Below are 25921 nucleotides of genomic sequence, written 5' to 3'. Positions count from 1 at the left end.
GGAGATTTGCTATGGGAAGTTACATTGTTAAAAGGATCCTCGTATCCGTCCCTTTACTTTTAATCATTTCGTTTTTGACGTTTGTCTTAATTAATCTCTCTCCCTTAGATCCAGCTGAAGTGGTATTACAAGCGCAAGGTGTTCCAGAGATAACAGAAGAATTATTAGAACAAACAAAAGAAGAGTTGGGGCTAGATAAGCCATTTATCTTACGTTATTTTGATTGGTTCATTTCCTCCTTACAGTTGGACTTTGGAGATTCATACATTAATGGTAAACCTGTATGGTCACTGATAGGTCCAGCATTTTTAAATACCTTAAAGTTAACGTTAATTTCATCTATTGCCATTATCTTTATGTCCATATTATTAGGAGTTACTTGTGCGTTAAAGGAAGGGCAAGTAATCGATAAATCAATAAGAGGATTATCGTTTGTTTTAACAGCAATGCCGTCCTACTGGTTAGCGACAATTATGATTTGGTATGTCTCCGTTAAATTAGACTTATTACCAACAAGTGGAATGGATTCGTATAGCAGTTATATCTTACCGGTTATTGTTATCACGATAAGTTATGCTGGTATATATTTTAGAAATATTAGATCATCCATGTTAAACAATTTAAATGAGGATTATGTCTTGTATGGAAGGGCATCCGGTTTGCCTGAGATGAAAATTACCATGCATATATTAAGGAATTCATTGCAAGTATCCATTTCAATATTTGGTATGGCAATACCTATCATATTGGGAAGTACAGTCGTTATAGAAAATGTTTTTGCGTGGCCAGGATTAGGAAGTCTAAGTGTGAAAGCAATTCTAGGTAGAGACTTTCCTATTATTCAAGCATATGTGCTTATATTAGCAGCTGCCTTTGTTTTGTTTAATACAATCTCCGATATTATTAATGCGTTTATGAATCCTAAGTTAAGGAATGATCTTTAAATGAGAATACTGAGAAACTTAAGTAGAGATAGGTTAGCTACGATTTCCTTATTAATAATTGCTGTCACAATTATTGCTGGTATTTTCGCACCATTATTTGCACCATTTGATCCTAATGAAATCAACATGAGTCTTAGATACGCTTCACCTTCATGGGAACACTTATTAGGTAATGACCATCTAGGAAGATGTATTTTATCCAGAATTATATATGGAATTCGACCAAGTGTATTATGGGTTTTAGTTGTTCTGTTTATATCTGTTTTAGTTGGTGCCATTCTAGGTTTTCTAGCTGGTTACTTTAGAGGGAAAATCGATGCAATAATTATGAGAATATGTGACACGATGCTTTCTTTTCCTGGATACGTTATGGCGCTTGCGGTTATTGGAATATTGGGGGTTGGCCTTGAAAATATCCTAATTGCATTTGCTTTGATAAAATGGGCTTGGTTTGCTCGAGTTATTAGAACTTCTGTTATGCAGTATGCCGAATTGGATTATGTGAAGTTTTCTAAAGCAACGGGTATTAGTGATTTTAAAATAATTTTCAAACATATAGTTCCGGTTACCTTCTCTGATATCGCAGTGATTTCGAGCGGATCTATAGGATCAATGATCTTGCAAATTTCTGGTTTTTCATTTTTAGGTTTAGGAATTCAAGCCCCAAATCCAGAATGGGGAATGATGTTGAATGAAGCGAGGGAAGTTATGTTCACAAGACCGGAATTAATGTTGGCTCCTGGATTAGCGATTGTCATTGTGGTATCGGCATTCAATTTTTTATCTGACTCACTTCAAGTTGCTCTAGACCCCAAATTAGTAATCTCTAAAAATAAGTACAAAGAAAATTCTCCTTTTTCTACTGTAAAGGTTCGAGAAAAAGAGGTAGCAAATTAGATGAAGAATATACTAGAGGTTAAAAACTTAATGGTATGGGATATAGTTTCTGGGAAAAAGATCATTCAAAATAGTTCATTCGATTTAAAAGCAGGAAGCTGCTTAGCGATTGTAGGAGAAAGTGGTAGTGGTAAGTCTGTAACTTGTAGGGCAATAATGAGATTAAACAGCAGCTCACTTCAACAATCGGGGGATATACTTTTTAAAGGGGAGAACTTAAACCAACTATCCACAAAGGAGTTGAGAAAAAAAAGGGGAAAAAACCTTTGCATGATTCTGCAAAATGGGATGACTGCATTCGATCCCTCCTGTGTAATCGGTGTACATTTGAGGGAAACACTTGCTGAACATTTCGATTGGAGTAAAAACGAAGCGGAAGTAAGAATGAAAAGTGCCATGGAAAGTGTCATGTTAATAAATCCAACAGAAATTATGAACAAGTATCCACATCAGTTATCGGGGGGGATGCTACAACGAATTATGATTGCGTTGGCCATTGTGCTAGAGCCAGATATCATTATCGCTGATGAACCGACAACAGCACTAGATACCATCTCACAATTTGAAGTAGTTGACCAATTTATTAACTTACGTGAAAGAATTGGTTGTTCCATGATTTTTATTTCCCATGATTTAGGTGTTGTAAGGAAAATTGCTGATGAAGTATTAGTGATGAAGAATGGAAAAATCATTGAAAGAGGAAATACTGAAGAAATATTTTCAGGAGCAAAACATGAATATACAAAATACTTAGTTTCTACAAGAATGGCTCTGAGTAATAACTTTAAGAGGATTATGGGGGAGGGACAATAGTTGCTGAAAGTTGATAAAGTGCAAAAATCCTATAAAAAAAACGGGTTATTTTCTTCGGAAAGGCAGATTATTTTAAAGAATGTTAGCCTCGAATGTAGAAGTGGAGAGTGTCTTGGTATCATTGGAGAAAGTGGCAGTGGTAAATCAACTTTAGGGCGTTTGATGTTGGGAATTGAAAAGCCAGATTGTGGGACGGTTTTGATTGATGGTATGAATGTAGAAGACAGAAGAGTGAGATTAGGTAATATAAGCGCTGTTTTTCAAGACTACAAATCTTCCATTAACCCTTTTTTTACTGTTGAAGAGGCGATCTTGGAGCCATTGAAGATTCAAAACAAGAGTAAAAAGGAGAATATAGACAAGATTACTACTCTATTAAATCAAGTTGGACTGCCTTCGTCTTATCGAAACAAATATTCTCATGAGTTATCAGGAGGAGAGATTCAAAGAGTTTGTATTGCAAGAGCTATCTCAACAGAACCAAAATGTATTTTATTAGATGAAGCAATCAGTTCATTAGATGTATCTGTTCAAATACAAGTGCTTGAATTGCTCAAGGATTTAAAAAGAATCTACAATATGAGTTATGTTTTTATCACTCATGATATACAGGCTGCTGCTTATATTTGCGACAGAGTCATTATTTTTAAGGATGGACAAATAGAAGAAATCGTGGCAATTGAACATTTGAAGGACGTTAAATCTGTCTATGCAAGAAAATTACTAAAGTCGTTGATAACGTTTTAACCAGGTAAAGCCATAAGTACATAATTTTTAATAGTTTGGAGGAGAAAAACTTGTGAGTGGAGCTATGTCTTGGCCATTTATACGATTATATTTGCTGGTACTACTTTATTTTAGTGCCAATTCTATACTAAATGTTATTATTCCTTTACAAGGGGGGAGCTTAGGAGCAACTAATACAACAATTGGTTTGATCATGGGGGCGTATTTGTTTACTACCATGTTTTTTAGACCATGGGCAGGTCATTTTATTCAAAAACATGGACCCATAAAAGTGTTGAGAGTTATTCTTATTATTAATGGATTTGCATTAATATTATATACATTAACTGGGCTTGGTGGGTTTTTGATTGCTCGTATGTTACAAGGAGTCTCAACAGCTTTTTTTTCAATGGCATTACAGATCGGAATTATTGATGCACTACCAGAAAAAGATCGTTCACAGGGAATATCACTTTATTCTTTATTTTCTTATATACCAGGTATTATTGGACCTTTATTGGCATTAGGAATTTGGCAGGGAGGAATGGAGTACTTTGCAGTAGTGATGGTAACAATTGCTATCATAACTGGAGTATTTGGATACAGCACTAAAATGAATAATTCCGAAACCCGACCTACAAAAATGGCTGAGCAGGGTGGAAGTATGTTTAATTCATTTAGTCAGCTAGTAAAAAATCCACATTTATATAAATGTAGTGTTCTTATGTTAGTTGTTTCCATTATATTTGGAGCGGTTACTATTTTTACGCCACTATATGCTGAACAAGTAAAAAACGGCAATGCCGGTATATTTCTAATGCTAATGGCAGGGACTGTTGTCTTTTCACGGTTTTCCTTAAGAAAAAAAATTCCTTCTGACGGAAAATGGCATTCATCTTTTATAATGGGAACAATACTTCTTTTAGCAATTGGAGCACAATGCGTAAGTTTTGCAATAAATGGTGGGGTACTCTTTTTCTATTTAGGTGCTGTTTTAATAGGTATAGCTCAGGCAATTCTCTACCCAACATTAACCACATTTTTAAGCTTTGTCCTGCCCAAGGCAAATCGCAATATATTACTAGGTTTATTTATTGCGATGGCAGATTTAGGTGTCTCCTTAGGTGGTCTCATTATGGGACCACTCTCAGACCTTTATTCCTATTCAACTACATATATGATTTGCTCGATTTTAGGTGTGTTAATGCTCTTCGTTGCCTATGATCGGCGAAAGATGTTTATCGGATAAATCTATATAGATTAAGCTGCTTAAAAATTATCATTATCCATATAAATTGTAATAGTTAGTTTTTGTGTGTTGAAATTTTCTCCAGGGGTCACTTTATCCATTTTAAAAGGAATAAGTATTTATCAAATATTTATGCACTATGTAATATCCATATTATATTGGGAAATTGAAAGAAAGTCATAAATTCATTGAATACGTAGGTGTTTCTGTATTAATCAGAGACACTTTTTTAGTTAAGAGTAGCATAGTTAAATATAAGAATTTGACACAAACTCGCAGTAAAAGGAAATAAAAAAACGAACACCCATTGATGTTCGTTGATAGTAATTATTTTTCAGTGGCTGTATTACCCATTGCAATTGAAATTCTGTTCCAACTGTTGATTTGATTGATGATTAGAATAAGGTCAACATATTGTTTCTCGTCATAATGTTCTCGTACCCGCTGATAAAGTTCATCTGGAACACGTTTTGTCGGTATTAATGTCACGTGCTCCGTCAATTCTAAAGCCACTTTCTCTGCTTTAGTGTAGAATTCACACTCTTCCCATGCACTAACACAGTATAATCGCTGTTCTGTTTCACCCATTTTTCGGGCATCGGTTGTATGCATGTTTAAACAAAAAGCACATCCGTTAATTTGAGAAGCACGAATTTTAATTAGCTCACGAATTTTTCGTTCGATCGCAGTTGTTTTCGTATATTTCTCCATTTCCATCATAATATCCATACCTGCTGGTGCAATTTCAGAATAAGGTAACCTTTGTGCCATAAAGCAAGACCCCTTTACATTTTAGATAAGGCTATTATACCCTAAAAAGAACGTTTGTACTATTTTTTGTACTTTTGACATAACATAAGAAGAAATCCAATTGTAAAGTGTATTAGTGTTACCTTGTCGTACGTTCATAATGTGAATTAAATTGTCATAAAAGCGGATTAACCTTTAATTAATCTGAGAAGAAGTGATGCTTCATTTTACATTACCTATAAAGGTAAATGTATAAATGAATTTTCCACCAAACCTATAATTTGGTGGATTGTCGGAACCACTATATGGGGAGCCGAGGGAATTAGCTTCTCACGGATCGTCTATAAATAACACAATACGGCAACTTGCTGGAGCAATCGGTACAGCAATTATTATGACGGTTTATTCAATTCAATTATTGAATGTTTCTTTAGAATCTAAGCAAAGTTATATTAATGCCGCAAGTAGCACGTACTTCTATATGTTTGTTCTTTCAATAATTGCATTCATAATCACCTGGTTTACGCCGAAAAAGACAAATTAACTTAAATTACGAAAATACTAGTGACTCAAATATGTGAAAAATAAAAAGACTTAAATCCTATCTAGTTGGATTTAAGCCTTTTTATTTGTATGATACAGTACACTTATTTGTTACGTTCGCGATTACCTCTTTTATACCACCATAAGCAAAGGACAAACCAACTATATCCAAGCATCCAACCAGCTAAAACATCAGAAGCAAAGTGACGTCCCTCTGTTATGCGAGAGAGCCCAATTAATAAAGTTAATATAATGGCTGAAATCCAAACGATGATTGAAGCATTTTTCGTAATGATTACAGTTCGATTGATTAAATAGGCGATTGTTAAAAGATACAATAAACCATGCACTGCATGTCCAGAAGGAAAACTAAAAGTGGAAAACTGATCAACAATCTCAGGACGTGGTCGTTCTATTACACGTTTTAAAAGTTGGTATAAACCATATCCAGCACCAACAGAAAAAATGACAAAAACCGTCAATCTATAGTCATGTTTACGAAACCAAATAATGATTAAAACAATTATGGTGACAGCAAATATGAACTTAGTTTCACCTAAATAGTGAAACATTGTAATGAATTTATTGCCATAAAGTGAATCCGAGACTATCCTGTCGAAGGATTGTATGAATGATGTCTCATAGGTCATCCATATAATACAGAATACAACGAAAGTACACACAGCTATAACATATATAGACTTGTTCATATTAATATTCCTTCCAATAATTATACTTTTACATCCCATTATCATAAAATATAAATTAGTATGGCTAAGCTTGAATGAAAAATACAAATTATATTATAGATTAGTTTTAAAATACAAAAACAGTAGGAAGCTGATACTTTCTACTGTTTTGTTCTGTTATTTAGCTTTTTTTATTAACCTTTTTGGAAATTCAATTGATTTATTTTCGCTAACAAATGTCGAACCTAAAAGCAATGCACCACCTACCATTTGAATAAAGGTCATTTGCTCTTGCAAGACAATAGCAGAGATTAATAATGATGTGATTGGATCAGCATAGCTTAGTGCAGCAATGCTTTGTCCTTTTAAATTCTGCATACCAGAGAAGAATAATAAGAATCCAATACCAGTGTGTATAATCCCTAAGATTAATATAAATGGCATTGAAGAACTTGATACTCCCAAAATTCCGAATCCCTCCGTAAAGAAAACGTATGGAATGAGAATTATTGTCGCTGTTCCAAGTTGAAGGAACGTGGTTTCTAAGCCATCCATTTTCTTTATGAACTTATTCAGTAACATTAAAGACGCATAGAATACAGCTGCTAGTAATCCATAGCCAATTCCAATTAGATCATCTAATCCAGCTGTACTTAAACCACCATTACCAACAATGAATAACATACCTAGCATTGCTATACCAATGCAAATTAGTTTCTTAGCTGATAATTTTTCCTTGAGTACTAGTGGTGAAAGAATCAGGACAATAACAGGTGCAAAATAGTAACTTAATGCAGCGTTAGAAATGGTCGTATGCTTGTATGATTCGAACAGGAAAATCCAATTTCCGCTAAGTGCAATACTAGAAAGTACTAAAACTAGAGCATTTACTTTGACCATTGCCCATGAAATTTTCTTCTTCATCATAAACAAGACTGTAGTTAAAAATAAACTAGCAATTAAACCACGTAATAAAGCTATTTCACTCGAAGATAAGTCAATGTATCTTACAAAAACACCAATTGTTCCGAAGATTATCATTGATAATAAGAACTGAATTTTAGATTTCATCGTCTACTCCTTCGAATCTGCGAAAGAGTTCATATATTCGCAGATTCTTAATCTGTTTTTAATATAAGCTTATTCAATGCCGACTGGGCAGCAGGAGTAAACAGTGGTGGCGGTGATGTTGAAAATGGCTTCCGAATGCATCGATTTACAGTTGATAATTGCATGAAAATTCCCCCTATTTATTGATGAGCTAATTATACTAAATAAAAAATGATATGACTAACTCTCCTATAATAATAGATTTACTTAATCATAATGTTCTATTAGGAATCGGATAATTCAACAGTCGTTTTCTAAAATATGGCCTTCTTAATAGAGTTTTCATAGTCCCATTGGGAAATAAACAGGAAACGGCATATGTACATTTAATGTGAATATTGCAAAAAATGGAACTTCGAATCATTAAAAACGTATTAAACTAAAGACGATTGATAGTGTAGAGGAAAAAGGAGGAATTGTATGAAAAAAACTGATTACAAACTAAATCTTATAACAGATTATATTAATGAAATTATCCATGAGCAGCAGGGAGTTGGATTAAGCATTGCAATTGTTAAAGACTCAAGTATTATCTATTCAAAGGGTTTTGGTTACTCTCAGCTTCAACCAGTAAAACGTGGAATAGATGGTGATACATTGATGAGTATTCAAAGTATTTCAAAAAACTTTATGGCATTATCAATTATGAAGCTTGTTGAAAATAACTTGATATCCTTGGATCATCCTGTTCTTAAATATTTGCCTTACTTTAAAACAATAAATAAAGAACAGAGTGACACTATCACCATACGTCATCTTTTATCCCATACGGCAGGGTTCCCTTCAAACTTAGGAATTGCCAATATGATCGCCCCGAATGTAAAAGAAATATTTTCAGATACACCCACAGAATTTCAAGAGGCATTAGATTATTACAACCTTACTGAAGATGAGATAAGAAATATTCGAACTCGAGATGATATAACGAAATGGTTTAAAAGAGTAGAGTTGGAATATCCTGTAGGTCAAGGTTGGAACTATTGTACAGATACATATGTAATACTTGCTGATTTGTTTGAAAAAGTGACAGGTTTTAATTGGGAACTATGTCTTAAAGATGAAATCCTCACCCCTCTGAATATGAATCGTACAACTAATGATTCACAAATAGTTAAAAAAGATAAGAACAGTGCCAGATATTATTTAGGCCAGGATAGAATAGAAACTCCTTTTCCAATAAACTCAATTTCAGCTCCTATAGGTTACTTGTATTCAACAGCAAATGATTTAGGGAAATATATGTTATTCCATTTGGATAAAAGCTCAAAAATTTTAAAACGAGATTTAGTTGAAGCAATGCAAAAACCTATTCATCTTGTAAGTGAGGAATGGCGTTTTGAAAGTGAAATCAGAAGTTACGGACTGGCATGGTTTACAGATAAATATAGAGGATTAAAAATAGTGGAGCATGGAGGCGGTCAACTAGCTGTAAGGTCACTGATGTCAATTGTACCTGAACTCAATTTAGGAATTGTAGTCTTACTAAATTTTGACGGGACAATTCATCACGATATTTGTAAAAAAGCAATAGACATTTTCATTGATTCATAAAATTATTACTATTCTAATTTTATAACGTAAAGAAGCGAGACAGAGAGAACCGAGTTAAAATAGTAGGGGTTTTTCTGCATCGAGAAGTTGCAGGTGAACGATAGCACAGCCCCACAGGAAGATATAAGAGGGCAAATACTAAGTTCGCAACCTCGTGAATCAGAAATTTTTATAGGTGGTTAGTTTAACTAGAGAATAACTTATATATTAGATTTCGATAAGGGGTATTTTAATATGACACATTTGTTTATATCCAAACTTAAAGATTTAGAAGAAATAGTGAAAATTGATATAGAAGTGATTGGCAATGATAGCAGACGAAATTTCATAAAGAATGCTATTGAAGAGGAGAGATGTATTGCTATTAAAAATAAGTCCTCATTTGTTAGATTCTTGATTTTTGATATAAATTTCTTCGAATGTAGCTTTATATCTTTGATAGTTATTAAGCCAACTGAAAGACGTAAGGGATATGCAACATCCCTCATTGAGTATTTTGTAAGCATAGCACCAACAAAGAAAATATTCTCTTCCACTAATCAATCAAATATAACAATGCAAGAAGTATTCAAAGTAATTGGATTTATACAAAGTGGATTTGTTGAAAACTTAGATGAAGGGGATCCAGAGATAATTTACTTTAAATCAACAATCGAACCAGTTTAGTAATAATTAAGTACAAAATGGGGTGGCTGACAATGAATAAGATTGCATTAATTGGTTCAGGGGGAGCAGGGAAGTCTACTTTGGCAAAAAGATTAGGAGAAAAATTGAACATTGAAGTTTACCATCTAGATGCATTGTTTTGGAAGCAAAATTGGGAGCCAACATCTAAAGAGGTACAAAGGAAAGTTCAAAGCGAATTGGTTAAAAAAGATAAATGGATTATTGATGGGAATTATAACGGGACATTGGATATTAGACTGAATGCGGTTGACACTATTATATTTGTTGATATTAGTAGGTTAATTTGCAGTTATAGAGTTTTTAAGAGGATGGTTCAATATCACGGGAAATCCAGACCAGAAATGGCAGAGGGTGTTAATGAGAGGATAGATTTTGACTTTCTGAAATGGGTTTGGGATTATCCAAAAACTAAGAGACCTGCAGTGTTAAAGAAAATTAAACATTTACCTAAAGAAAAGAAAGTCATTATTTTAAGATCTCCTAGAGAAGTAAAAGATTTTTTAGATAAAGTTATTAATGAATGACCTTGACTTTTTAATGAACTACCATGAGGAAATAGTTGGATATACAGAAATTAGTTGAAGTAACGTTGTTTTTAACTTACCAATGATACTTAATACTGAAGCTTTGTAGAGTGTATATGTTTATTTACGATTCATTTGAAGTGTTAGGAGTATTTCTCCAAATGATTCCTGTATTTATTTAATACCAAAATTTAGAGGAATGTATAACAATGAATTCCCAATACTTTTATCATCAATTTTTGGTATAATTTTATCTGCTCAAATATTCTATTATTTATATGTTTGGTGAACTTGATAAAGCCAAGAATATCATTGTAATTTTTGCTTACTTCCTTGATAGTTTTGATTCCTAAGAGTAAATATAAGAAATCATCATAATATTAAAGCTAACTCAGTATTTTAGCAGAATAAATATTTAATGACTTCTAGTTGGTATTTAAGATCTTAGAGAGAAATGAGGATAAATAATATGTATGTGCAAAGCTATTTTAATGAGAAAATTTGTTTAGAACATGCTTTAAAATTACTGATTAAAGTTGGTCAAGTGCATTTAAATGAAGTTGTTATACAAAGAACTTTTGAAGAAAAAGATTGCTCAGAAGAACATTATGAAGACTTACATAATTTTTTACAAAGAAATCATTTTAAAGAAAGGTATAACAAGGTGGTTATAGATAATCCATATAAGGCTATGCCTTCTGAATTTGATGCAAAAATTTGTTTGGTAGCGGCGTTATCATTTCTAACAGATATAGGTGAATTGAAAGGTGAAGAAGTGGCGAAAATTATCATGAACGAAAGTTATCGAGGTGTATACAAACTTTTAGAAAGAGGTATCCAAGGATAATATTGTTATCAAACTGATTTACTATTTTATAGCTGTTCATGTTTTAATGTGGAGCATAAAAAGTAGTTATTGCATGCAACAGAACAGAAAAATTATAATTACTGAATACATTACAATTTCAGAGATTTTAGATTGAAAGTTTATTTGTAAAAGAGTTTTAATCTGCCAAGACAGCGGCTGAAGCTGAGCCCACGGAAAGCGTCCGTCCTTTGTTTACATCAAAGGTATATATACGTGTCTTTTAGAACCGGGCATCTTTTTGCCTGGTTTTTCAAATATTAGGGCACAATCGAAACATTTATGGAAAAGAAAACAATCTCCCTATTTTCAATGTAAATTGTGAACGAGTTTTGTTTATCCCGGCTTACCTAAATAGTTACAGATATGCTTAAAAAGCATACTATAACATTATTAAAGGGAGGAGGGAATTTCATTGACAAATACTTATTTAGATTTATTAGCTTATTTTGGAATTGGTGGTGCACATCCTGGTGGCTTTAATTTAACAAAAGCTATATTGGAAAATGAAAACATTCAACCAAATGAGTCTGTGCTTGATGTTGGGTGTGGAACAGGGCAGACCGCAGCCTTTTTAGCTGAAAAGTATAATTGCCAAGTGACAGCGATTGACAATCACCCAATTATGGTTCAAAAAGCTAGGCAACGTTTTAAAAAAATTAAAGTACCGGTAATGCTGTTGGAAGAAGACGTGCACAATTTAGATTTTGTAGATAGTTCCTTTGATTTGATTATAGCTGAGTCTGTTATTGTTTTTACTGATATTTCGAGGACGTTAAAGGAGCTTTCTCGAGTTTTGAAAAGTGATGGAAGCTTGATAATGATTGAGATGACTGCTGAACAATATCTGTTAGAAAAACAACAAAAATTAGCATGTAGTTTATACGGAATTAAGGAAGTATTAAATACCGAAGAATGGATACTACGGTTACATCAAGCTGGATTAACCAAAGTAGAAATAATAAATACTCCACCAGAACTTATTAAAAGTGAAATTAATGACACAAATCCTTCTATTCAAATAAATATGGATCTCTTTGACATATGGGAAAAGCATAACGAATTTTTACTTCATAACGGGGATATTATCAGCTATCGAGTATTTAAATGTCGAAAATGATAAGAAAAGTTTATTCCTACTACAAAATTTTCACTTTCTAAACTAAAACAATACACAGAAAACAATATGAAATAGAAGTTGGATTACTATAACTCACAATAATATATGGCGCATTTATTACACTTATAATAAACTACTCCAAGTTATTCCTCATCATTCTACAAATTTATAAAACAATAAAAAACCTCAAACTTTCATTTTCTAGACGGTTGTCTATTACACAATCTTTTCAACTGCATATGTTAATAACGACATATTAAGTAGTCTTGAAAGGAGGATGAAAATGAATCGATCTGATTTATATAATCAATGTTGTAGGTTTAATGGACAGCGAGTGAGAATTACATGTCATGATGGCAGGGTTCACGTAGGGGAAATTACAAGAGTTAACAGAAATATGGTCTGGATACGACCTGATGAAAATCTTGGAGGTTATGGTTTAGGATTTTTTGGTGGATATGGAGAATCCGGCTTTGGTTTTGGTATTGCGCTGGGTGCTATCGCCGGCATCGCTCTAGCTTCAGCATTTTTTTGGTAAGATAATCTTAATACATTTTTCTAGTTAATTCATTATTCCAACGGTTATAACTGGTGGTTTTGAAATTGATAAAAATTCTACTGCTTGAACTTGGTGTGGCAATTATTAAAGGCTAGACTCTGGAGTATATGTCAACTAGCTCTATAAAAATAAGAATTTCACAATAAAAGAGACAGTGCGAACTGTCTCTTTTATTAGTACCTAGTTGGAAACTCTGCATGACACGGATGTCTGTGACAAAATTCAGCAATAATATTTGAAAGATTCTATTCCAAAAACTTTCACATTGTAATAACGACTTTTCCTTGAGTATGCCCTTCTTCAAAATACCTAAAAGCATTAGGGACTTCACTCATTTTATAGTATCTATCAATTATAGGTTTTAATTGACCGGCTTCTATAAGGTCCCTGATAAAAATCAAATCAGTTTGATTTGGTCTTTGCAAAAAGCTGCCCAATTTCTTACTTCCAGTCATGGAAAGTAGAGGACCCAAGATCATTGCTTGAGTCAATTGTGCTCCGGAACCACCGACCATTACATATTTACCATTCTGACTAAGAGAACCCTTATAAGCCGAAATTGGGTGATACCCATTTACAGCAAGAATTAGGTCATACAATTCGTTATTTTTGGTGAAGTTTTCTGTTGTATAATCAATGACATTGTCTGCTCCAATAGAATGTATAATGTCTAAATTTCTTGTGCTACAGACCGCGGTTACCTCTGCCCCAAATGATTTGGCAATCTGTACTGCAAAAGTACCTACCCCACCAGATGCTCCGTTTATCAAAACCTTTTGACCAGATTTGATCTTGCCCTTATCTCGTAAACTCTGAAGGGCGGTGGTGGCAGCCATAGGCACTGCAGCAGCTTCCTCAAATGAAATATTACTTGGTTTAATCACCAATGAATTTTCAGGAACTGTTGCATATTCAGCAAAGCCTCCCCACCCACAGCCAGAGAGGTCACCAAATACTTCGTCACCTGGTTTAAAGTGTTTTACATTTTTACCAACAGATTCAACCTTTCCGGAAATATCACCTCCGGAAATAATGTATTTAGGTTTAAAAAGTCCAAATGCAAATCGAGCTAGGAACGGTTCTCCTTTTAAGAGAACTAGGTTTCCATAATTCAAGGAGGCAGCGTAAATTTTAATAAGCACTTGATTATCGTCAGGAATAGGATTTTTCACCTCTTTTAATTCAAGAATATCAGGTGAGCCATATTTATTAGAGATTATTGCCTTCATCGGTTTCCCCCTAAATGCTATGAGATTTCCCCATTTAACTCATTAGAAAATATGCTAAAAAGAAATAAAAAGACCTGAAATTTGAACAAATGAAAACAAGTGAAAAAAATCCATAATACCCAAGGTAAATTTACCTTGGGTATCAATAATTTATTGATGCTTGGTTTTAAATGCGATCATGTAATCACTTAGAGCTTTACATGTTTCTAGTGGAACCGAATTATAAGCAGAAGCACGACAACCTCCAACAGAGCGATGACCATTTAAACCGATAAAGCCTGCTTCTTTTGCTTCAGATAAGAATTGTTGTTCCAATTTTTCGTTTGCAACCCGAAATGTTATGTTCATTAGAGAACGGCTTTCTTTTGAAGCATGGCCTGTATAGAAGCCGTTACTATTATCAATCACATCATATATCAATTTTGCTTTTTCCTCATTTTGTTGTGCGATTGCAGTCAAACCGCCTTTTTCTTCTATCCATTTTAACACCTCTCCAAGCATATAAATGCCGAATGTTGGTGGTGTGTTGTAAAGAGAGTTACTTTCAGCATGTGTGCTGTATTTTAAGACTGTTGGGATTTCTGAATTGGCTTTTGCGAGAAAATCCTTACGAGCAATAACCACAGTTACTCCGGAAGGTCCTAGGTTTTTTTGAGCACCTGCATAGATCATATCAAATTTACTAATATCAACAGGTTTTGACATGATATCACTAGACATATCTGCGATTAATGGAACTTCGCCTGTATTAGGAAACCCGGACCATTGTGTTCCGTAGATTGTATTATTCGATGTGACATGTACATATGCGTCATCTGCGTCGATATCAATTTCGTCAAATGTAGGAATATTACGGTATTGATTTTCTTTTGTACTTGCAATCTGGACAGGTTCACCAAATAGTTTAGCTTCTTTATAGGCTTTTTCTGACCAAACACCAGTCATAATATAGCTTGCGGTTTTCCCATTTTTTAAGAAGTTCATCGGAATCATAGTAAATTGAAGACTTGCGCCACCCTGTAAGAAAAGAATTTCATAGTCGGTTGGAATAGCGAAAAGTTTTCTTAAACGGGAAATAGCTTCATTATGGACTTTTTCAAAAGTTGCACTGCGATGACTCATTTCCATTATAGACATACCTGACTTTTGGAAATTAACTAATTCCTGTTGTGCCTTTTCTAATACTTCTAGTGGTAGCGCAGAAGGTCCTGCATTAAAATTATATGCGCGTTTATTTGATTGATTCAAGATGACCTCTCCTATCGTATAGTGGTTTGAATATATTTATCTATTATATACGTTTTTTATCCTACTATATAAAAAATTGTGCAATTTTTTAAAAGTTAATAAAGTATTAACATTCTAATTTGTATTGAATTGATTTAATTAATATTAAATAGTAAATTCCGAACAAAGTAGATTTGGACTCCAATTAACTTTCATCTATTGAAGCTAGTGAAGCGAAGCAAAAACAGGCGAACACTTTTCGAGGTCACAGCTTGAATTTCCTTGACCAACAGGTTGTCGAAGAAGGATGGGTTACTTTCTGTGCTGTAAACATTTGTTATTAGGTTGGAGTCGTAGGCATGCGCTACAAGCAACGAAGTCCACTTATAAGGATGTTCCTATATGGTATTACAAATTATGTTTTCTGTTGAAGTAAGCAATTATGATAATGACTAAACTATCAAATATACATTATTCTAGTGAAAATATTTCAGTAACCGAATTATTTTGTTATACCATCTATCGGAATGTTCAAATATTTGCTAAAATAATAAAGTCTTAATATATATAGTGGGGGAAGAAAAGTGAAAGTATTTTTGGATTTAGGATGGTTTTTTAAACAAAGAAAAAAGCAGTATCTGATTGGGATTCTGATGTTATTGTTTGTTGCATTCCTACAGCTACTACCACCAAAGATAATAGGGTATGTTGTAGATGAAATCAGTCAAAATACGCTAACTACTGAATTTTTGGTTAAATGGTTAGGTATCTTAGCACTGGCGTCAATTGGGATGTATATTTTGCGTTATTATTGGCGAATTATGATTTTTGGTTCATCGATATTTTTAGCAAGACAGCTTAGAGAAAATTTGTTTCGTCATTTCACAAAAATGTCTCCTTCCTTTTATCAAAAAAAACGTGTTGGAGATTTAATGGCCCACGCAACAAATGACTTATCTGCTGTTCAACAAACGGCGGGTGCAGGTGTATTAACGCTTGTGGATTCACTAGCAACAGGAGGATTTGTAATCGCTGCAATGGCTATTACGATTAATTGGAAGCTAACATTAATAGCATTATTACCCCTACCGTTAATGGCTATTTTAACTAGCTATTATGGAAAACTGTTGCACCAACGGTTTCGTTATGCTCAAGAAGCTTTTTCTAATTTAAATGATAAATCACAGGAAAGTATTTCTGGAGTTAAAGTCATTAAAACGTTTGGACAGGAAAAAGAAGATACGGAAGATTTTGTTCAATTATCACAAGAAGTAGTAGATAAAAATATACGTGTAGCTAGGGTAGATGCATTATTTGATCCGACGATTTCTTTAGTTGTTGGGATGTGTTTTTTCCTATCCATTGTATTTGGTACTCGTTACATACTCGCTGATGAAATGACTATCGGTGATTTATTTGCGTTTACGTCTTATCTTGGTTTGCTCGTTTGGCCGATGCTTGCGTTTGGGTGGCTATTTAATATTGTTGAGCGAGGTCGTGCATCTTATGATCGTATCAATAATTTAATGGACGAAAAGATTGAAATTGATGATATTTCAGATGCTGTGAATGTAAAGCCAGAAGGAGATATTCACTTTCAAATTAAGGAATTCAAATTTCCAGGAGACGATCGAGCAGCATTACATCATGTAGATTTTACGCTTAAACGAGGGGAAACGCTCGGGATTGTCGGTAAAACAGGTTCTGGAAAAACTGCAATATTGAAGCTCTTAATGCGGGAATTTGAAGGATATACAGGGGAGATTCTTTACGGAAGGTATGCGATTGACAAATATAAAAAACGCAGCTTACGTGAAGCAATTGGTTATGTACCACAGGATCATTTTTTATTCTCTACAACTGTTGCAGGTAATATAGCATTTGCTAATGCAGGAGCAACTATGGAGGCTGTTAAGGAAGCTGCAAAATTGGCTTACATACATGAGGATATTTTACAGTTTACTAATGGCTATAATACGGTCGTTGGAGAACGTGGTGTATCGTTATCAGGGGGACAAAAACAACGTATATCAATTGCTCGTGCACTAATGATGGAGCCTGAATTACTCATACTAGATGATTCTTTATCGGCAGTAGATGCTAAAACCGAGGAAGCAATTTTAGAAGCATTAAAAGCTAATCGTATCGATGAAACAACTATTATTACCTCTCATCGTTTAAGCGCGATTCAGCATGCACATCAGATAATTATGATGAATGAGGGAACGATAGTAGAAAAGGGGTCTCATGATCAATTAATGCAGCAACAAGGCATGTATTATGGGATGTATCAACTACAGCAGTTAGAATCATTAGTGGAGCAAGGGGGTGAATCTTAATGGATGAAAAACAACCGCAGCTGACAGGAAGAGACCAGTGGGTAGTTTTCAAACGTTTACTCAGCTACTTGAAACCACATAAAAAAACAATTGCAATCGCCTTACTTTTACTATTATTAACTGTTACAGGTGATATTCTTGGTCCATATTTGATCAAAACGTATATGGATGATTTTTTAACACCTAGATATTTCCCGACAGGTCCACTAGTAGGCCTTGCAATAGGTTATATTTTTATACAAATTGGAAATGTAATTGTCAGCTATTTTCAATTATTAACATTCCAAAAGCTAGCGCTGAAAATTATTCAACAGATGCGAATTGATGTATTTACGAAAGTACACAAATTAGGAATGCGTTATTTTGACAAAACTCCAGCGGGGAGTATTGTATCCCGTGTGACTAATGATACTGAAGCTATCAAAGATATGTTCGTTAGTGTATTGGTGGGATTTGTACAAAGTGGTTTTTTAGTAGTTGGTGTGTATATTGCAATGTTTATATTAAATGTGAAGCTCGCACTTGTGACAACTATTTTATTACCAATATTAGCTATAATTATCCTGACGTATAGGAAATATAGTTCGGTAGTTTACCAGGATCTTAGAGAGAGATTAAGTCAACTAAATGCAAAGCTAGCGGAATCATTGCAAGGCATGACAATGATTCAAGCATTTAGGCAGGAAGATCGGTTACAGGACGAATTCAATGAGATCAATGATTCACATTGGAATGCAGGTAAAAGAAACATCAAACTTGATAGCTTATTACTACGACCTGCTATTGATTTGGTTTATGCTTTAGCAATTATCATGGTACTTAGTTATTTCGGAATTACATCCATGAATAATATCGTAGAAGTAGGTGTTATATATGCCTTTGTAACATATATTGATCGTTTCTTTGAGCCAATTAATCAAGTAATGCAGCGGCTTTCTATTTTTCAGCAAGCAATTGTTGCAGCTTCAAGGGTTTTCAAGTTATTAGACGAGAAAGACTTAGCACCAAATCAACAAAACGTTGAAAATGCAAAAATTGAACAAGGAAAAATTGAATTCCAGAATATCACTTTCTCTTATGATGGAAAAACTGATGTGCTAAAGAATATTTCGTTTACTGCTGAACCTGGTCAAACTGTTGCTTTAGTTGGTCATACCGGTAGTGGTAAAAGTTCTATTATAAACTTGCTTATGCGATTTTATGAATTTGAACAAGGTGATATTAAGATAGATGGTCACTCTGTGAAAAGCTTCAAATCAGAAGAGATGCGAGAAAAAGTTGGCCTTGTTCTACAGGACCCGTTCATGTTTTATGGGGATATTGAAAGTAATATTCGTCTTCATGCAAACAACATGACTGATACAGCAGTAAAAGAAGCGGCAGAGTTTGTGCAGGCAAATAATTTTATCGAAAAACTACCAAACGCTTATAAACAAAAAGTGACGGAACGTGGATCCACTTTTTCGAGTGGGCAGAGACAATTGGTAGCATTTGCTCGAACTATAGCTACTAATCCAAAGATTTTAGTGCTAGATGAAGCAACTGCAAATATTGACACAGAGACAGAAGTAGCTATTCAAAGTAGTTTAGAAAAAATGAGAAAAGGAAGAACGACTATAGCAATCGCCCATCGTTTGAGTACTATACAGGATGCAGAACTAATTCTGGTGCTGCATCATGGTGAAATAGTTGAACGTGGGACTCATCAGGAGCTATTAAACCAAAAAGGTTTGTACCATAAAATGTATCTACTACAGAACAATGTGGTTAATGACATAGCATAACCCTAAACCAGCTAGAGTTTTGACTCACAGCTGGTTTAGTTTTGTAAAAAAGCGGATAAATTGTAATGACTATTTATTTGTGAAAGGATATAGATGGAACAATTTTGAAGGGAGACGATCTGATGAAAGTAGGAGTAATTGGAGCAAACGGACAAATTGGACAACATGTAGTGAAGTATTTACAACAGAGTGACATACACTCTGTGACCGCGGTGGTCCGCAAAGAAGAACAAGCAGAGAAGCTTATTACTAACGACATCCAAGCAATCGTAGCTGACTTGGAAGGATCTGTTGAAGATCTTGCAAAAGCACTTGCAGGAGTAGATGCCATTATTTTTATAGCTGGTTCAGGAGGCCATACAGGTCCTGATAAAACATTATTAATCGATTTAGATGGTGCAGTGAAAACGATGGAAGCTGCTAAACAAGTAGGAATAGACCGCTATATTATGGTAAGTGCATTCGATGCTGACAAACGTCAAAATTGGAACGAAGGAATGCGTCCCTATTATGTAGCTAAACACTACGCCGATCGAATTCTCGAATCAAGCGGTTTAAATTATACAATAGTTCGACCTGGTGGCCTTGTAAACGAAAAGGCAATTCGTAAAATTACAGTAGGACCAGAAGCAAAACCAAGTACCATTGCGCGTGAAGATGTGGCATATACCCTTATAGCTTCGTTAGAGAATAAAAACACATACTACCGAGCATTTAATTTAGTAAATGGGGAGCATTCTATTGAAACAGCGCTAAATAACCTTAGGTAGAAAACTATTTCCATTATATATTGGTCGTCTCTTGAGAGTATACTCGAGAGGCATTTTTTAGATTAAACGATGCTACTGAATATCGTATGAGGATTTTAGCTAAGAATGGCACAGTATCCACGCCTCGTTTTAGGGTTTTCTTAACTCATATCTAGTTGGAGTGGCAACTGTAACAAAAGTCAATAATGGAGTGGAAGTACATACCTAGTAGACTTACTATATGAAAGTCTTTTTTATATTTCAGAAATCGAATTATTTAGACTTCATGTCTTCCACAATGGTTGAAGATTTGCTAAACTTAAAAAGTCTTAAAATATATTCTGAAAAAGTATATATGTGAATCAATTTCATAATTACTAGTTTGATTTTAAAAAAAGCGATCCCGTTGATTGGAGTGGCAGGTGGCGACTCCAGTGGGAACAGCGTGAGCGGAAAGCGTCCGCCTAGAGCGGAAATGAGCGTTGTTCGGATTTCTCAACTTAATATGCATTTATGAAATTAACGAACTTACTTCTGAATATAGTATAAAGACTTAACTGTTTTAAAGAGTCAAAAAGCTGTCACAAGCAATTATGAGGTCAAAAAGAAAGAAATTTGATACGATAGGTACAGTAATTTGGAAAGGTTGACTGCCGTGAGTACAGATGTAAACCTCCTACTGGCATTTGGTGCAGGGTTTTTAAGTTTCATTTCACCTTGTACACTACCATTGTATCCTGCATTTTTATCATACATTACAGGAATGTCATTAGAAGAAATTAAAACAGACAAGAAATTAATGCAAAAAAGAGGAATGCTCCATACATTATTCTTCTTATTAGGTTTTTCTATCATTTTCATTGCGATAGGCTTTGCAACATCCCTGGTAGGTACATTTTTCATACAATATGATGATTTACTTCGTCAAATTGGAGCAATATTCATTGTCATATTCGGTTTAATCATTGTAGGTATATTTAAGCCTGAGTTTTTAATGAAAGAAAAAAAAGTTCATTTTAAAAACCGACCTGCTGGATACTTAGGAACTATTTTAATCGGTATGGCATTTGCTGCTGGTTGGACACCTTGTACAGGACCTATTTTAGCTGCTGTTATAGTAATGGCAGGATCAAATCCTGATGCAGGTATGTGGTATATGCTAGCTTATGTATTTGGGTTTGCTATCCCATTTTTCGTATTATCATTCTTTGTTACACGCCTTAACTGGATACGTAAAAATAGTAATTTAATCGTAAAAGTAGGCGGTTATATTATGATTGCTCTTGGATTAATTTTATTTTTTGACGGTTTAACGTATATAATTCGTATATTAAGTCCTATTTTCGGAGGTTTTACTGGATTCTAATGTAAGGGGGGCATTGCAATGCCAACAGTATTAGTAGTAGACGATGCAATATTTATGCGCACGACGATTAAAAGAATGCTAGAGAATCATCAGTTTGAAGTTGTTGGCGAAGCATCAAATGGACTAGAAGCAGTAGAGCAATATAAGACGCTTTTGCCAGATGTCGTAACGATGGATATCACCATGCCTAGGATGAACGGGATAGAAGCAGTAAAAGAAATTATAGCAGAATTTCCAGAAGCTAAGATAGTAATGGTTACTGCTTTGGGTCAACAAAAGTTAATCGTAGATGCACTAGAATTTGGAGCAAAAGATTTCATCACAAAACCTTTCGATCCAGATCAAATTGTAAATGTGCTACATAATGTTACTTCTGATATGTAAAACTTTAAAGTAAAGTAACTAATGAAATAAAAGATATGGGGAATAACAAATGCTAGATAAAATATCTCCAAATATGATGCTGATTGCTTCCACAGTGGTCGCAATTGGCATGGGAATACTCGTTACCACGGTTCGTGCAAAATCTGCTAAGAGACCAGCAAGTGTGAAAAAAATATTATTACCCCCAATGTTCATGTCAACTGGAGCATTAATGTTCATTTTTCCATATTTCCGTGTAAATTTGATGGAATTTATAGAAGCAATTGGTGTAGGAATGCTATTCTCTATTGTTCTTATTTGGACCTCTAAATTTGAAATTAGAGAAGGAGAAGTATATTTAAAGCAATCCAAGGCATTTATATTTATATTGTTCGGTTTGTTGATAGTCCGTATTATTGGCAAAATAATACTAAGTTCTACCATTGACATTGGTGCACTTAGTGGAATGTTTTGGATATTAGCATTTGGGATGATTGTCCCTTGGAGAATTGCGATGTACGTACAATTTAAAAAATTGCAAAATAAGATAAAAAAGTGAGCATCCAGTTATAGGAGGCTCACTTTTTTATTAGATTTAGTTAGTTGTTTTGTCCACTGATAGCTCGAAATACTTGTTAAAAGGGGTTACATCAATGTTCAATTCAGCAAGTTTTTTTCGTAAAAATTTATGATCTCTCTTTGGTGTTGCGATGATATAACCGCGTATTAACAGTTCCCGAGTTATAGATGTTGCTTTTTCCTCTAAAGCTAACTGTCCAATTTTTCCTGCTATTTTTTGTTTAGCAACAGGTCTAAACAAATCAGGAACAGGTGTAACTAATTCATTAAGCAACAGCTTTTGCTCATCATTCCAAAGATGGATTGTTTGATCCACATAATATTCTTCCCAATCTAAATCTGATTTTCCGTCTTTCTTAGGCAGTGACTTTCCAAATTTACGGAACATAAAGAAGCCGCCAATACCCATAAGTATCACTAAAAGTACTACCCAAAAAAGGATAAACCACATAAACCAACCTTCTAGCAAACTATTCACCTCATTCTCTTATATTCAGTATAAATCGTTCCTTAAAATATTTCATCCTCCATGTATACTTTCTTTAAAAAAAGTTCTATTTAGTAGTTGAAAGGAGGGACACACATGGCAAACCTAGAGCATAAGTATGCAGTTTTGAAACTCATTTTTGAAGGAGAAGTAACAGAAGCAGGCAAGATGATAACAAAGTCAAAATCTTACCGTAATGTTCGAGCAAATGCAACAGCAGACCAACTAGATAATGTTGCAAAAACACTTAGTTCATTTTCCGATAGACCATATATCGGAGCAGAGAAGATTGAAACCATGCAAGTAATCTAATAAAGAGAAAGGAGAGAAGGGGAAATGAGTAAAACACTTCAGCTACAGTTTGAAACAGCACATGGAAAGAACGTAACAATATCAGTAGATGAACCGAAAAGTAATTTAACAGAAACAGACATTCAAACAGGAATGCAAGCAATTATTGCAAGTAATGCTTTTCAGTCTGATGGCTCACCTCTAGCAGTTATTAAAAGTGCTAAAGTAGTGGACAGAACAGTTACCGAATTTATTTAACTTCTAAAGACTCTCCATAAAAGGAGAGTCTTTTTTAAAAACAAGAAAATGTATAAAAATGTCCGTGAATACTTAATTGATGGTATTTAAAAAGAAGAAAAAATACTATGATTTCCGTTTCATGTGGACACGCCCACGGGCGAGGCAGAGCCTCCTCAGCTTAGTACAATGCTAGCGACAAATATGTCATCATACGATATGTGATTCTGGTCTTCTTCCTAAATATACGCTGCCTGTGGATCTCGCTTTTCTCGCTATCTCTTTGGAGTCGCCACCTTGCACTACAAGCAATGAAATGTGTACTACCTATCGAGAGGATTAAGCATAGCTTATCGTTAAGACAATTAAGATGGATTAAGTAAATGTATAGATGAAACTATTCTGTTTAATTACATTAATTAATATTAGAAATACAAAGAAATAGTTAGTGTTGACCAAAAAAAGAAGCGGAATAAGATTGTAGAAAAAAGAGCTGCTTGTCGTGACGTTAGTTAAGACAAGCAGCTTTAAAAATCAGTCGGTAATAATATATTAAAATGTTTGTCCAAAGCCTACTCAATAGGATAGAAACAGATTTTGATTTAAGGACAAGGTTTCTAATTGCCCGGTTTTTATTAAAGTATAAAAATGAATGGATGTGAATAATATGGAGCAGTGGCTAAGTGTAATTCAAGATATTGGCTTTCCTATCTTTGTGTCTTTCTATTTGATGCACCGAGTGGAAAACAAACTAGAAGAGATAAAAAACGTACTGTTATCACTTAATTAGTACATTTATTCACAAAACTGTTGAATTAAATAAGACAATGTAGTTGAAGGTCGAAATTTGTTTCGCTAAGATTAGGCTATGAAGAGAAAAGCGAGGTCTCATAAATGAAAAAGTTATTTGTTATATTATGTATTTCCTTATTTGTTCTTGTAGGTTGCGGGAGCAGTGGCAATTTTGAAGCACAAACAAACTGGGAAGTTTCAGATTTTGAATATGATAATCAGCGTGGAGAAATGGTTTCTTTAGAAGATTTAAAAGGAACGGTATGGTTATCGACATTTATTTTCACTAATTGTGAGACTGTATGTCCACCAATGACATACAATATGAGTGACATTCAAAAGATGTTAAGTGAAAAGGGTATTGAGGATTACAAAATTGTTGCATTTAGTGTCGACCCAGAAGTTGATACTCCAGATAAACTCCAGGAATATCTCGGAAATTATGATGTAATAGATGAAAGTAAATGGGAACTCTTAACTGGCTATTCACAAGAACATATTGCAAGTTTTGCAGCGGATTCCTTTAAAACTCTAGTAAAAGACGACCCGAACAATAACCAAGTTATTCATGGTACATCCTTCTATTTAGTTGACCAAAATGGTGTAGTTGTAAAAAATTATAGTGGTAATACCGATGTACCGAAAGAAGAAATTGTAATTGATGTGGAAACATTAATTGAAGATGGAAAATAAAGAACAGCCTTTCCTAATGGAGAGGCTATTTTTTTATTATGCGTTATTTTGCTTTTTTAGTAAATCTCTAATCTCTTCTAGTAATACCTCTTTTGAATCAACAGGAGGTGCATTTTCTGTAACTGCTACAACATCTTCTTTACGTTTAAATTTTGATAATAATCGTATAAATATAAAAATAGAGAATGCAATTACTAGGAAATCAAAGACCGATTGTATAAAATTGCCGTACAAAATTTCTGTTTCCTTATACTTGAATGATAATGAAGTGAATTTTATACCATTTAAAAGTAAGCCAACTAAAGGAGTTATAATATTTTCAACTAAAGATGAAACAATCTTTCCAAAAGCTGCTCCAATGACCACAGCAACTGCTAGATCTAGAACATTACCTTTAAAAGCAAATTCTTTAAAATCTTTCCACATATTTTTCACCCCCATACTGTCATACTACAAAAAATCCAATAGTTTGTATATACCGACATTATCTGTATTTAGACTATTGTTTGTAATGAATTTGTGCTATTGTTTTTATAGAATCTAAGCAAGGCGTTATACATATACCAGTGAAAAAACAAATTGAAAAGTATCTGTTATTATTTATATAATTATTAGGTTGTTGTGTATACTATTATCTGATGTAATGTAATTTAGATTTCTCATAGAAAGTTATCACATATAACATATCTAGAGGGATTATCTTATGGATAGTTAACTTTATGAAAAAGAGTTTATAACCTGAACAAAACAAATTATAA

The 25921-nt window shown here is 34.0% G+C and carries 28 protein-coding genes and 1 pseudogene; 22 read left to right on the top strand and 7 right to left on the bottom strand.

The annotated features are described in order from the left end of the window. Nucleotides 1–11: 11 nt before the first annotated feature. Genes opp1B through cntE form a run of 5 tightly spaced genes read left to right on the top strand, consistent with a single transcriptional unit; the run spans nucleotide 12 to nucleotide 4629 of the window. The gene (opp1B, locus tag MKY29_RS10055) at nucleotides 12–944 is read left to right on the top strand and encodes a nickel/cobalt ABC transporter permease (RefSeq protein WP_340879686.1); all 933 of its coding nucleotides are present in this window, start codon (nucleotides 12–14) and stop codon (nucleotides 942–944) included. After that, nucleotides 945–1841: a staphylopine uptake ABC transporter permease subunit CntC gene (gene cntC, locus MKY29_RS10050; protein ID WP_340879685.1), complete on the top strand. Its 897-nt coding sequence runs from the start codon at nucleotides 945–947 to the stop codon at nucleotides 1839–1841. After that, nucleotides 1842–2654, top strand: coding sequence for a staphylopine uptake ABC transporter ATP-binding protein CntD (cntD, locus tag MKY29_RS10045; RefSeq protein WP_340879684.1), 813 nt, complete (start codon nucleotides 1842–1844; stop codon nucleotides 2652–2654). After that, nucleotides 2655–3401 (top strand): ABC transporter ATP-binding protein, encoded by a 747-nt coding sequence (locus MKY29_RS10040; RefSeq protein ID WP_241599255.1) that lies wholly within the window; start codon nucleotides 2655–2657, stop codon nucleotides 3399–3401. Between the two features lie 52 nt (nucleotides 3402–3453). Continuing rightward, on the top strand, nucleotides 3454–4629 hold the full coding sequence (gene cntE, locus MKY29_RS10035) for a staphylopine family metallophore export MFS transporter CntE (protein ID WP_340879683.1): 1176 nt from the start codon (nucleotides 3454–3456) through the stop codon (nucleotides 4627–4629). 327 nt (nucleotides 4630–4956) lie between these two features. On the opposite strand, the gene MKY29_RS10030 is transcribed toward cntE, so the two are convergent. Further along, the gene (locus MKY29_RS10030; RefSeq protein WP_241599260.1) at nucleotides 4957–5400 is read right to left on the bottom strand and encodes a carboxymuconolactone decarboxylase family protein; all 444 of its coding nucleotides are present in this window, start codon (nucleotides 5398–5400) and stop codon (nucleotides 4957–4959) included. A 292-nt stretch (nucleotides 5401–5692) separates the two neighbouring features. On the opposite strand from MKY29_RS10030, the pseudogene MKY29_RS10025 reads away from it, so the two are divergent. Then, a pseudogene (locus MKY29_RS10025) lies at nucleotides 5693–5923 on the top strand (MFS transporter); the annotation flags it as partial. A gap of 103 nt (nucleotides 5924–6026) precedes the next feature. Here the strand turns inward: MKY29_RS10025 and MKY29_RS10020 are convergent. Both MKY29_RS10020 and MKY29_RS10015 read right to left on the bottom strand, forming a co-directional pair. Next, nucleotides 6027–6494, bottom strand: coding sequence for a phosphatase PAP2 family protein (locus tag MKY29_RS10020; protein WP_340879682.1), 468 nt, complete (start codon nucleotides 6492–6494; stop codon nucleotides 6027–6029). A gap of 294 nt (nucleotides 6495–6788) precedes the next feature. Beyond that, a complete protein-coding gene (locus MKY29_RS10015; protein ID WP_340879681.1) occupies nucleotides 6789–7682 on the bottom strand; it encodes a DMT family transporter in 894 nt (297 codons plus the stop codon). Nucleotides 7683–8141: 459 nt separating this feature from the next. On the opposite strand from MKY29_RS10015, the gene MKY29_RS10010 reads away from it, so the two are divergent. The 6 genes from MKY29_RS10010 (at nucleotide 8142) to MKY29_RS09985 (ending at nucleotide 13006) form a co-directional block, all read left to right on the top strand. Further along, nucleotides 8142–9272, top strand: a complete 1131-nt coding sequence (locus MKY29_RS10010) for a serine hydrolase domain-containing protein (RefSeq protein ID WP_340879680.1) — start codon at nucleotides 8142–8144, stop codon at nucleotides 9270–9272. A gap of 234 nt (nucleotides 9273–9506) precedes the next feature. Next, nucleotides 9507–9938: a GNAT family N-acetyltransferase gene (locus tag MKY29_RS10005; RefSeq protein WP_340879679.1), complete on the top strand. Its 432-nt coding sequence runs from the start codon at nucleotides 9507–9509 to the stop codon at nucleotides 9936–9938. A 32-nt stretch (nucleotides 9939–9970) separates the two neighbouring features. After that, the gene (locus tag MKY29_RS10000) at nucleotides 9971–10483 is read left to right on the top strand and encodes a DNA topology modulation protein (protein ID WP_340879678.1); all 513 of its coding nucleotides are present in this window, start codon (nucleotides 9971–9973) and stop codon (nucleotides 10481–10483) included. 469 nt (nucleotides 10484–10952) lie between these two features. Beyond that, on the top strand, nucleotides 10953–11330 hold the full coding sequence (locus MKY29_RS09995; protein WP_340879677.1) for a hypothetical protein: 378 nt from the start codon (nucleotides 10953–10955) through the stop codon (nucleotides 11328–11330). A gap of 433 nt (nucleotides 11331–11763) precedes the next feature. After that, complete coding sequence (locus MKY29_RS09990; RefSeq protein WP_340879676.1) at nucleotides 11764–12468, top strand: class I SAM-dependent methyltransferase; 705 nt, start codon at nucleotides 11764–11766, stop codon at nucleotides 12466–12468. 283 nt (nucleotides 12469–12751) lie between these two features. Beyond that, nucleotides 12752–13006 (top strand): hypothetical protein, encoded by a 255-nt coding sequence (locus MKY29_RS09985; RefSeq protein ID WP_090569343.1) that lies wholly within the window; start codon nucleotides 12752–12754, stop codon nucleotides 13004–13006. 281 nt (nucleotides 13007–13287) lie between these two features. Here the strand turns inward: MKY29_RS09985 and MKY29_RS09980 are convergent, their stop codons facing one another. Next, nucleotides 13288–14256: an NAD(P)-dependent alcohol dehydrogenase gene (locus MKY29_RS09980; protein WP_340879675.1), complete on the bottom strand. Its 969-nt coding sequence runs from the start codon at nucleotides 14254–14256 to the stop codon at nucleotides 13288–13290. 150 nt (nucleotides 14257–14406) lie between these two features. Continuing rightward, nucleotides 14407–15504 carry a 3-phosphoserine/phosphohydroxythreonine transaminase gene (gene serC, locus MKY29_RS09975; protein ID WP_241599279.1) on the bottom strand — a complete coding sequence of 366 codons (1098 nt, stop codon included), beginning with the start codon at nucleotides 15502–15504 and terminating at the stop codon, nucleotides 14407–14409. Between the two features lie 563 nt (nucleotides 15505–16067). On the opposite strand from serC, the gene MKY29_RS09970 reads away from it, so the two are divergent. From MKY29_RS09970 to MKY29_RS09945, 6 genes are all read left to right on the top strand, one after another. Then, nucleotides 16068–17822, top strand: coding sequence for an ABC transporter transmembrane domain-containing protein (locus MKY29_RS09970; protein ID WP_340879674.1), 1755 nt, complete (start codon nucleotides 16068–16070; stop codon nucleotides 17820–17822). Beyond that, nucleotides 17822–19606, top strand: a complete 1785-nt coding sequence (locus MKY29_RS09965; protein ID WP_090569331.1) for an ABC transporter ATP-binding protein — start codon at nucleotides 17822–17824, stop codon at nucleotides 19604–19606. Before MKY29_RS09970 ends, MKY29_RS09965 begins: the two co-directional genes overlap by 1 nt. Before the next feature lie 122 nt (nucleotides 19607–19728). Continuing rightward, nucleotides 19729–20376 carry an SDR family oxidoreductase gene (locus MKY29_RS09960; protein ID WP_340879673.1) on the top strand — a complete coding sequence of 216 codons (648 nt, stop codon included), beginning with the start codon at nucleotides 19729–19731 and terminating at the stop codon, nucleotides 20374–20376. Between the two features lie 634 nt (nucleotides 20377–21010). Then, complete coding sequence (locus MKY29_RS09955) at nucleotides 21011–21721, top strand: cytochrome c biogenesis protein CcdA (RefSeq protein WP_090569325.1); 711 nt, start codon at nucleotides 21011–21013, stop codon at nucleotides 21719–21721. A gap of 18 nt (nucleotides 21722–21739) precedes the next feature. Further along, nucleotides 21740–22105 (top strand): response regulator, encoded by a 366-nt coding sequence (locus tag MKY29_RS09950; protein WP_093495772.1) that lies wholly within the window; start codon nucleotides 21740–21742, stop codon nucleotides 22103–22105. 49 nt (nucleotides 22106–22154) lie between these two features. Next, entirely contained in the window at nucleotides 22155–22643 is a 489-nt protein-coding gene (locus tag MKY29_RS09945; RefSeq protein ID WP_093495771.1) for a CcdC family protein, read from the top strand. Between the two features lie 36 nt (nucleotides 22644–22679). Here MKY29_RS09945 and MKY29_RS09940 read toward each other — a convergent pair whose 3' ends face one another. Further along, nucleotides 22680–23114 (bottom strand): DUF2621 family protein, encoded by a 435-nt coding sequence (locus MKY29_RS09940; RefSeq protein WP_093495875.1) that lies wholly within the window; start codon nucleotides 23112–23114, stop codon nucleotides 22680–22682. A 132-nt stretch (nucleotides 23115–23246) separates the two neighbouring features. Between MKY29_RS09940 and MKY29_RS09935 the strand changes: the two genes are divergently transcribed. The 4 genes from MKY29_RS09935 to MKY29_RS09920 all read left to right on the top strand — a co-directional run bounded on the left by MKY29_RS09935 (nucleotide 23247) and on the right by MKY29_RS09920 (nucleotide 25163). Further along, nucleotides 23247–23462, top strand: a complete 216-nt coding sequence (locus MKY29_RS09935) for a DUF1659 domain-containing protein (RefSeq protein WP_090569316.1) — start codon at nucleotides 23247–23249, stop codon at nucleotides 23460–23462. Nucleotides 23463–23486: 24 nt separating this feature from the next. Beyond that, on the top strand, nucleotides 23487–23699 hold the full coding sequence (locus tag MKY29_RS09930; RefSeq protein WP_093495770.1) for a DUF2922 domain-containing protein: 213 nt from the start codon (nucleotides 23487–23489) through the stop codon (nucleotides 23697–23699). 646 nt (nucleotides 23700–24345) lie between these two features. Next, nucleotides 24346–24468, top strand: a complete 123-nt coding sequence (locus tag MKY29_RS09925) for a YvrJ family protein (RefSeq protein WP_093495769.1) — start codon at nucleotides 24346–24348, stop codon at nucleotides 24466–24468. A gap of 104 nt (nucleotides 24469–24572) precedes the next feature. After that, nucleotides 24573–25163, top strand: a complete 591-nt coding sequence (locus tag MKY29_RS09920; protein WP_090569305.1) for an SCO family protein — start codon at nucleotides 24573–24575, stop codon at nucleotides 25161–25163. A gap of 36 nt (nucleotides 25164–25199) precedes the next feature. On the opposite strand, the gene mscL is transcribed toward MKY29_RS09920, so the two are convergent. Continuing rightward, entirely contained in the window at nucleotides 25200–25589 is a 390-nt protein-coding gene (gene mscL / locus MKY29_RS09915; RefSeq protein WP_241599291.1) for a large conductance mechanosensitive channel protein MscL, read from the bottom strand. Between the last annotated feature and the right edge of the window lie 332 nt (nucleotides 25590–25921).

The sequence above is a fragment of the Psychrobacillus sp. FSL K6-2365 genome (assembly GCF_038003165.1).
Lineage (GTDB): Bacteria > Bacillota > Bacilli > Bacillales_A > Planococcaceae > Psychrobacillus > Psychrobacillus psychrodurans.
The sequence above is the reverse complement of the archived record's forward strand: the minus strand, read 5'-3'. Positions and strand labels throughout refer to the sequence as shown.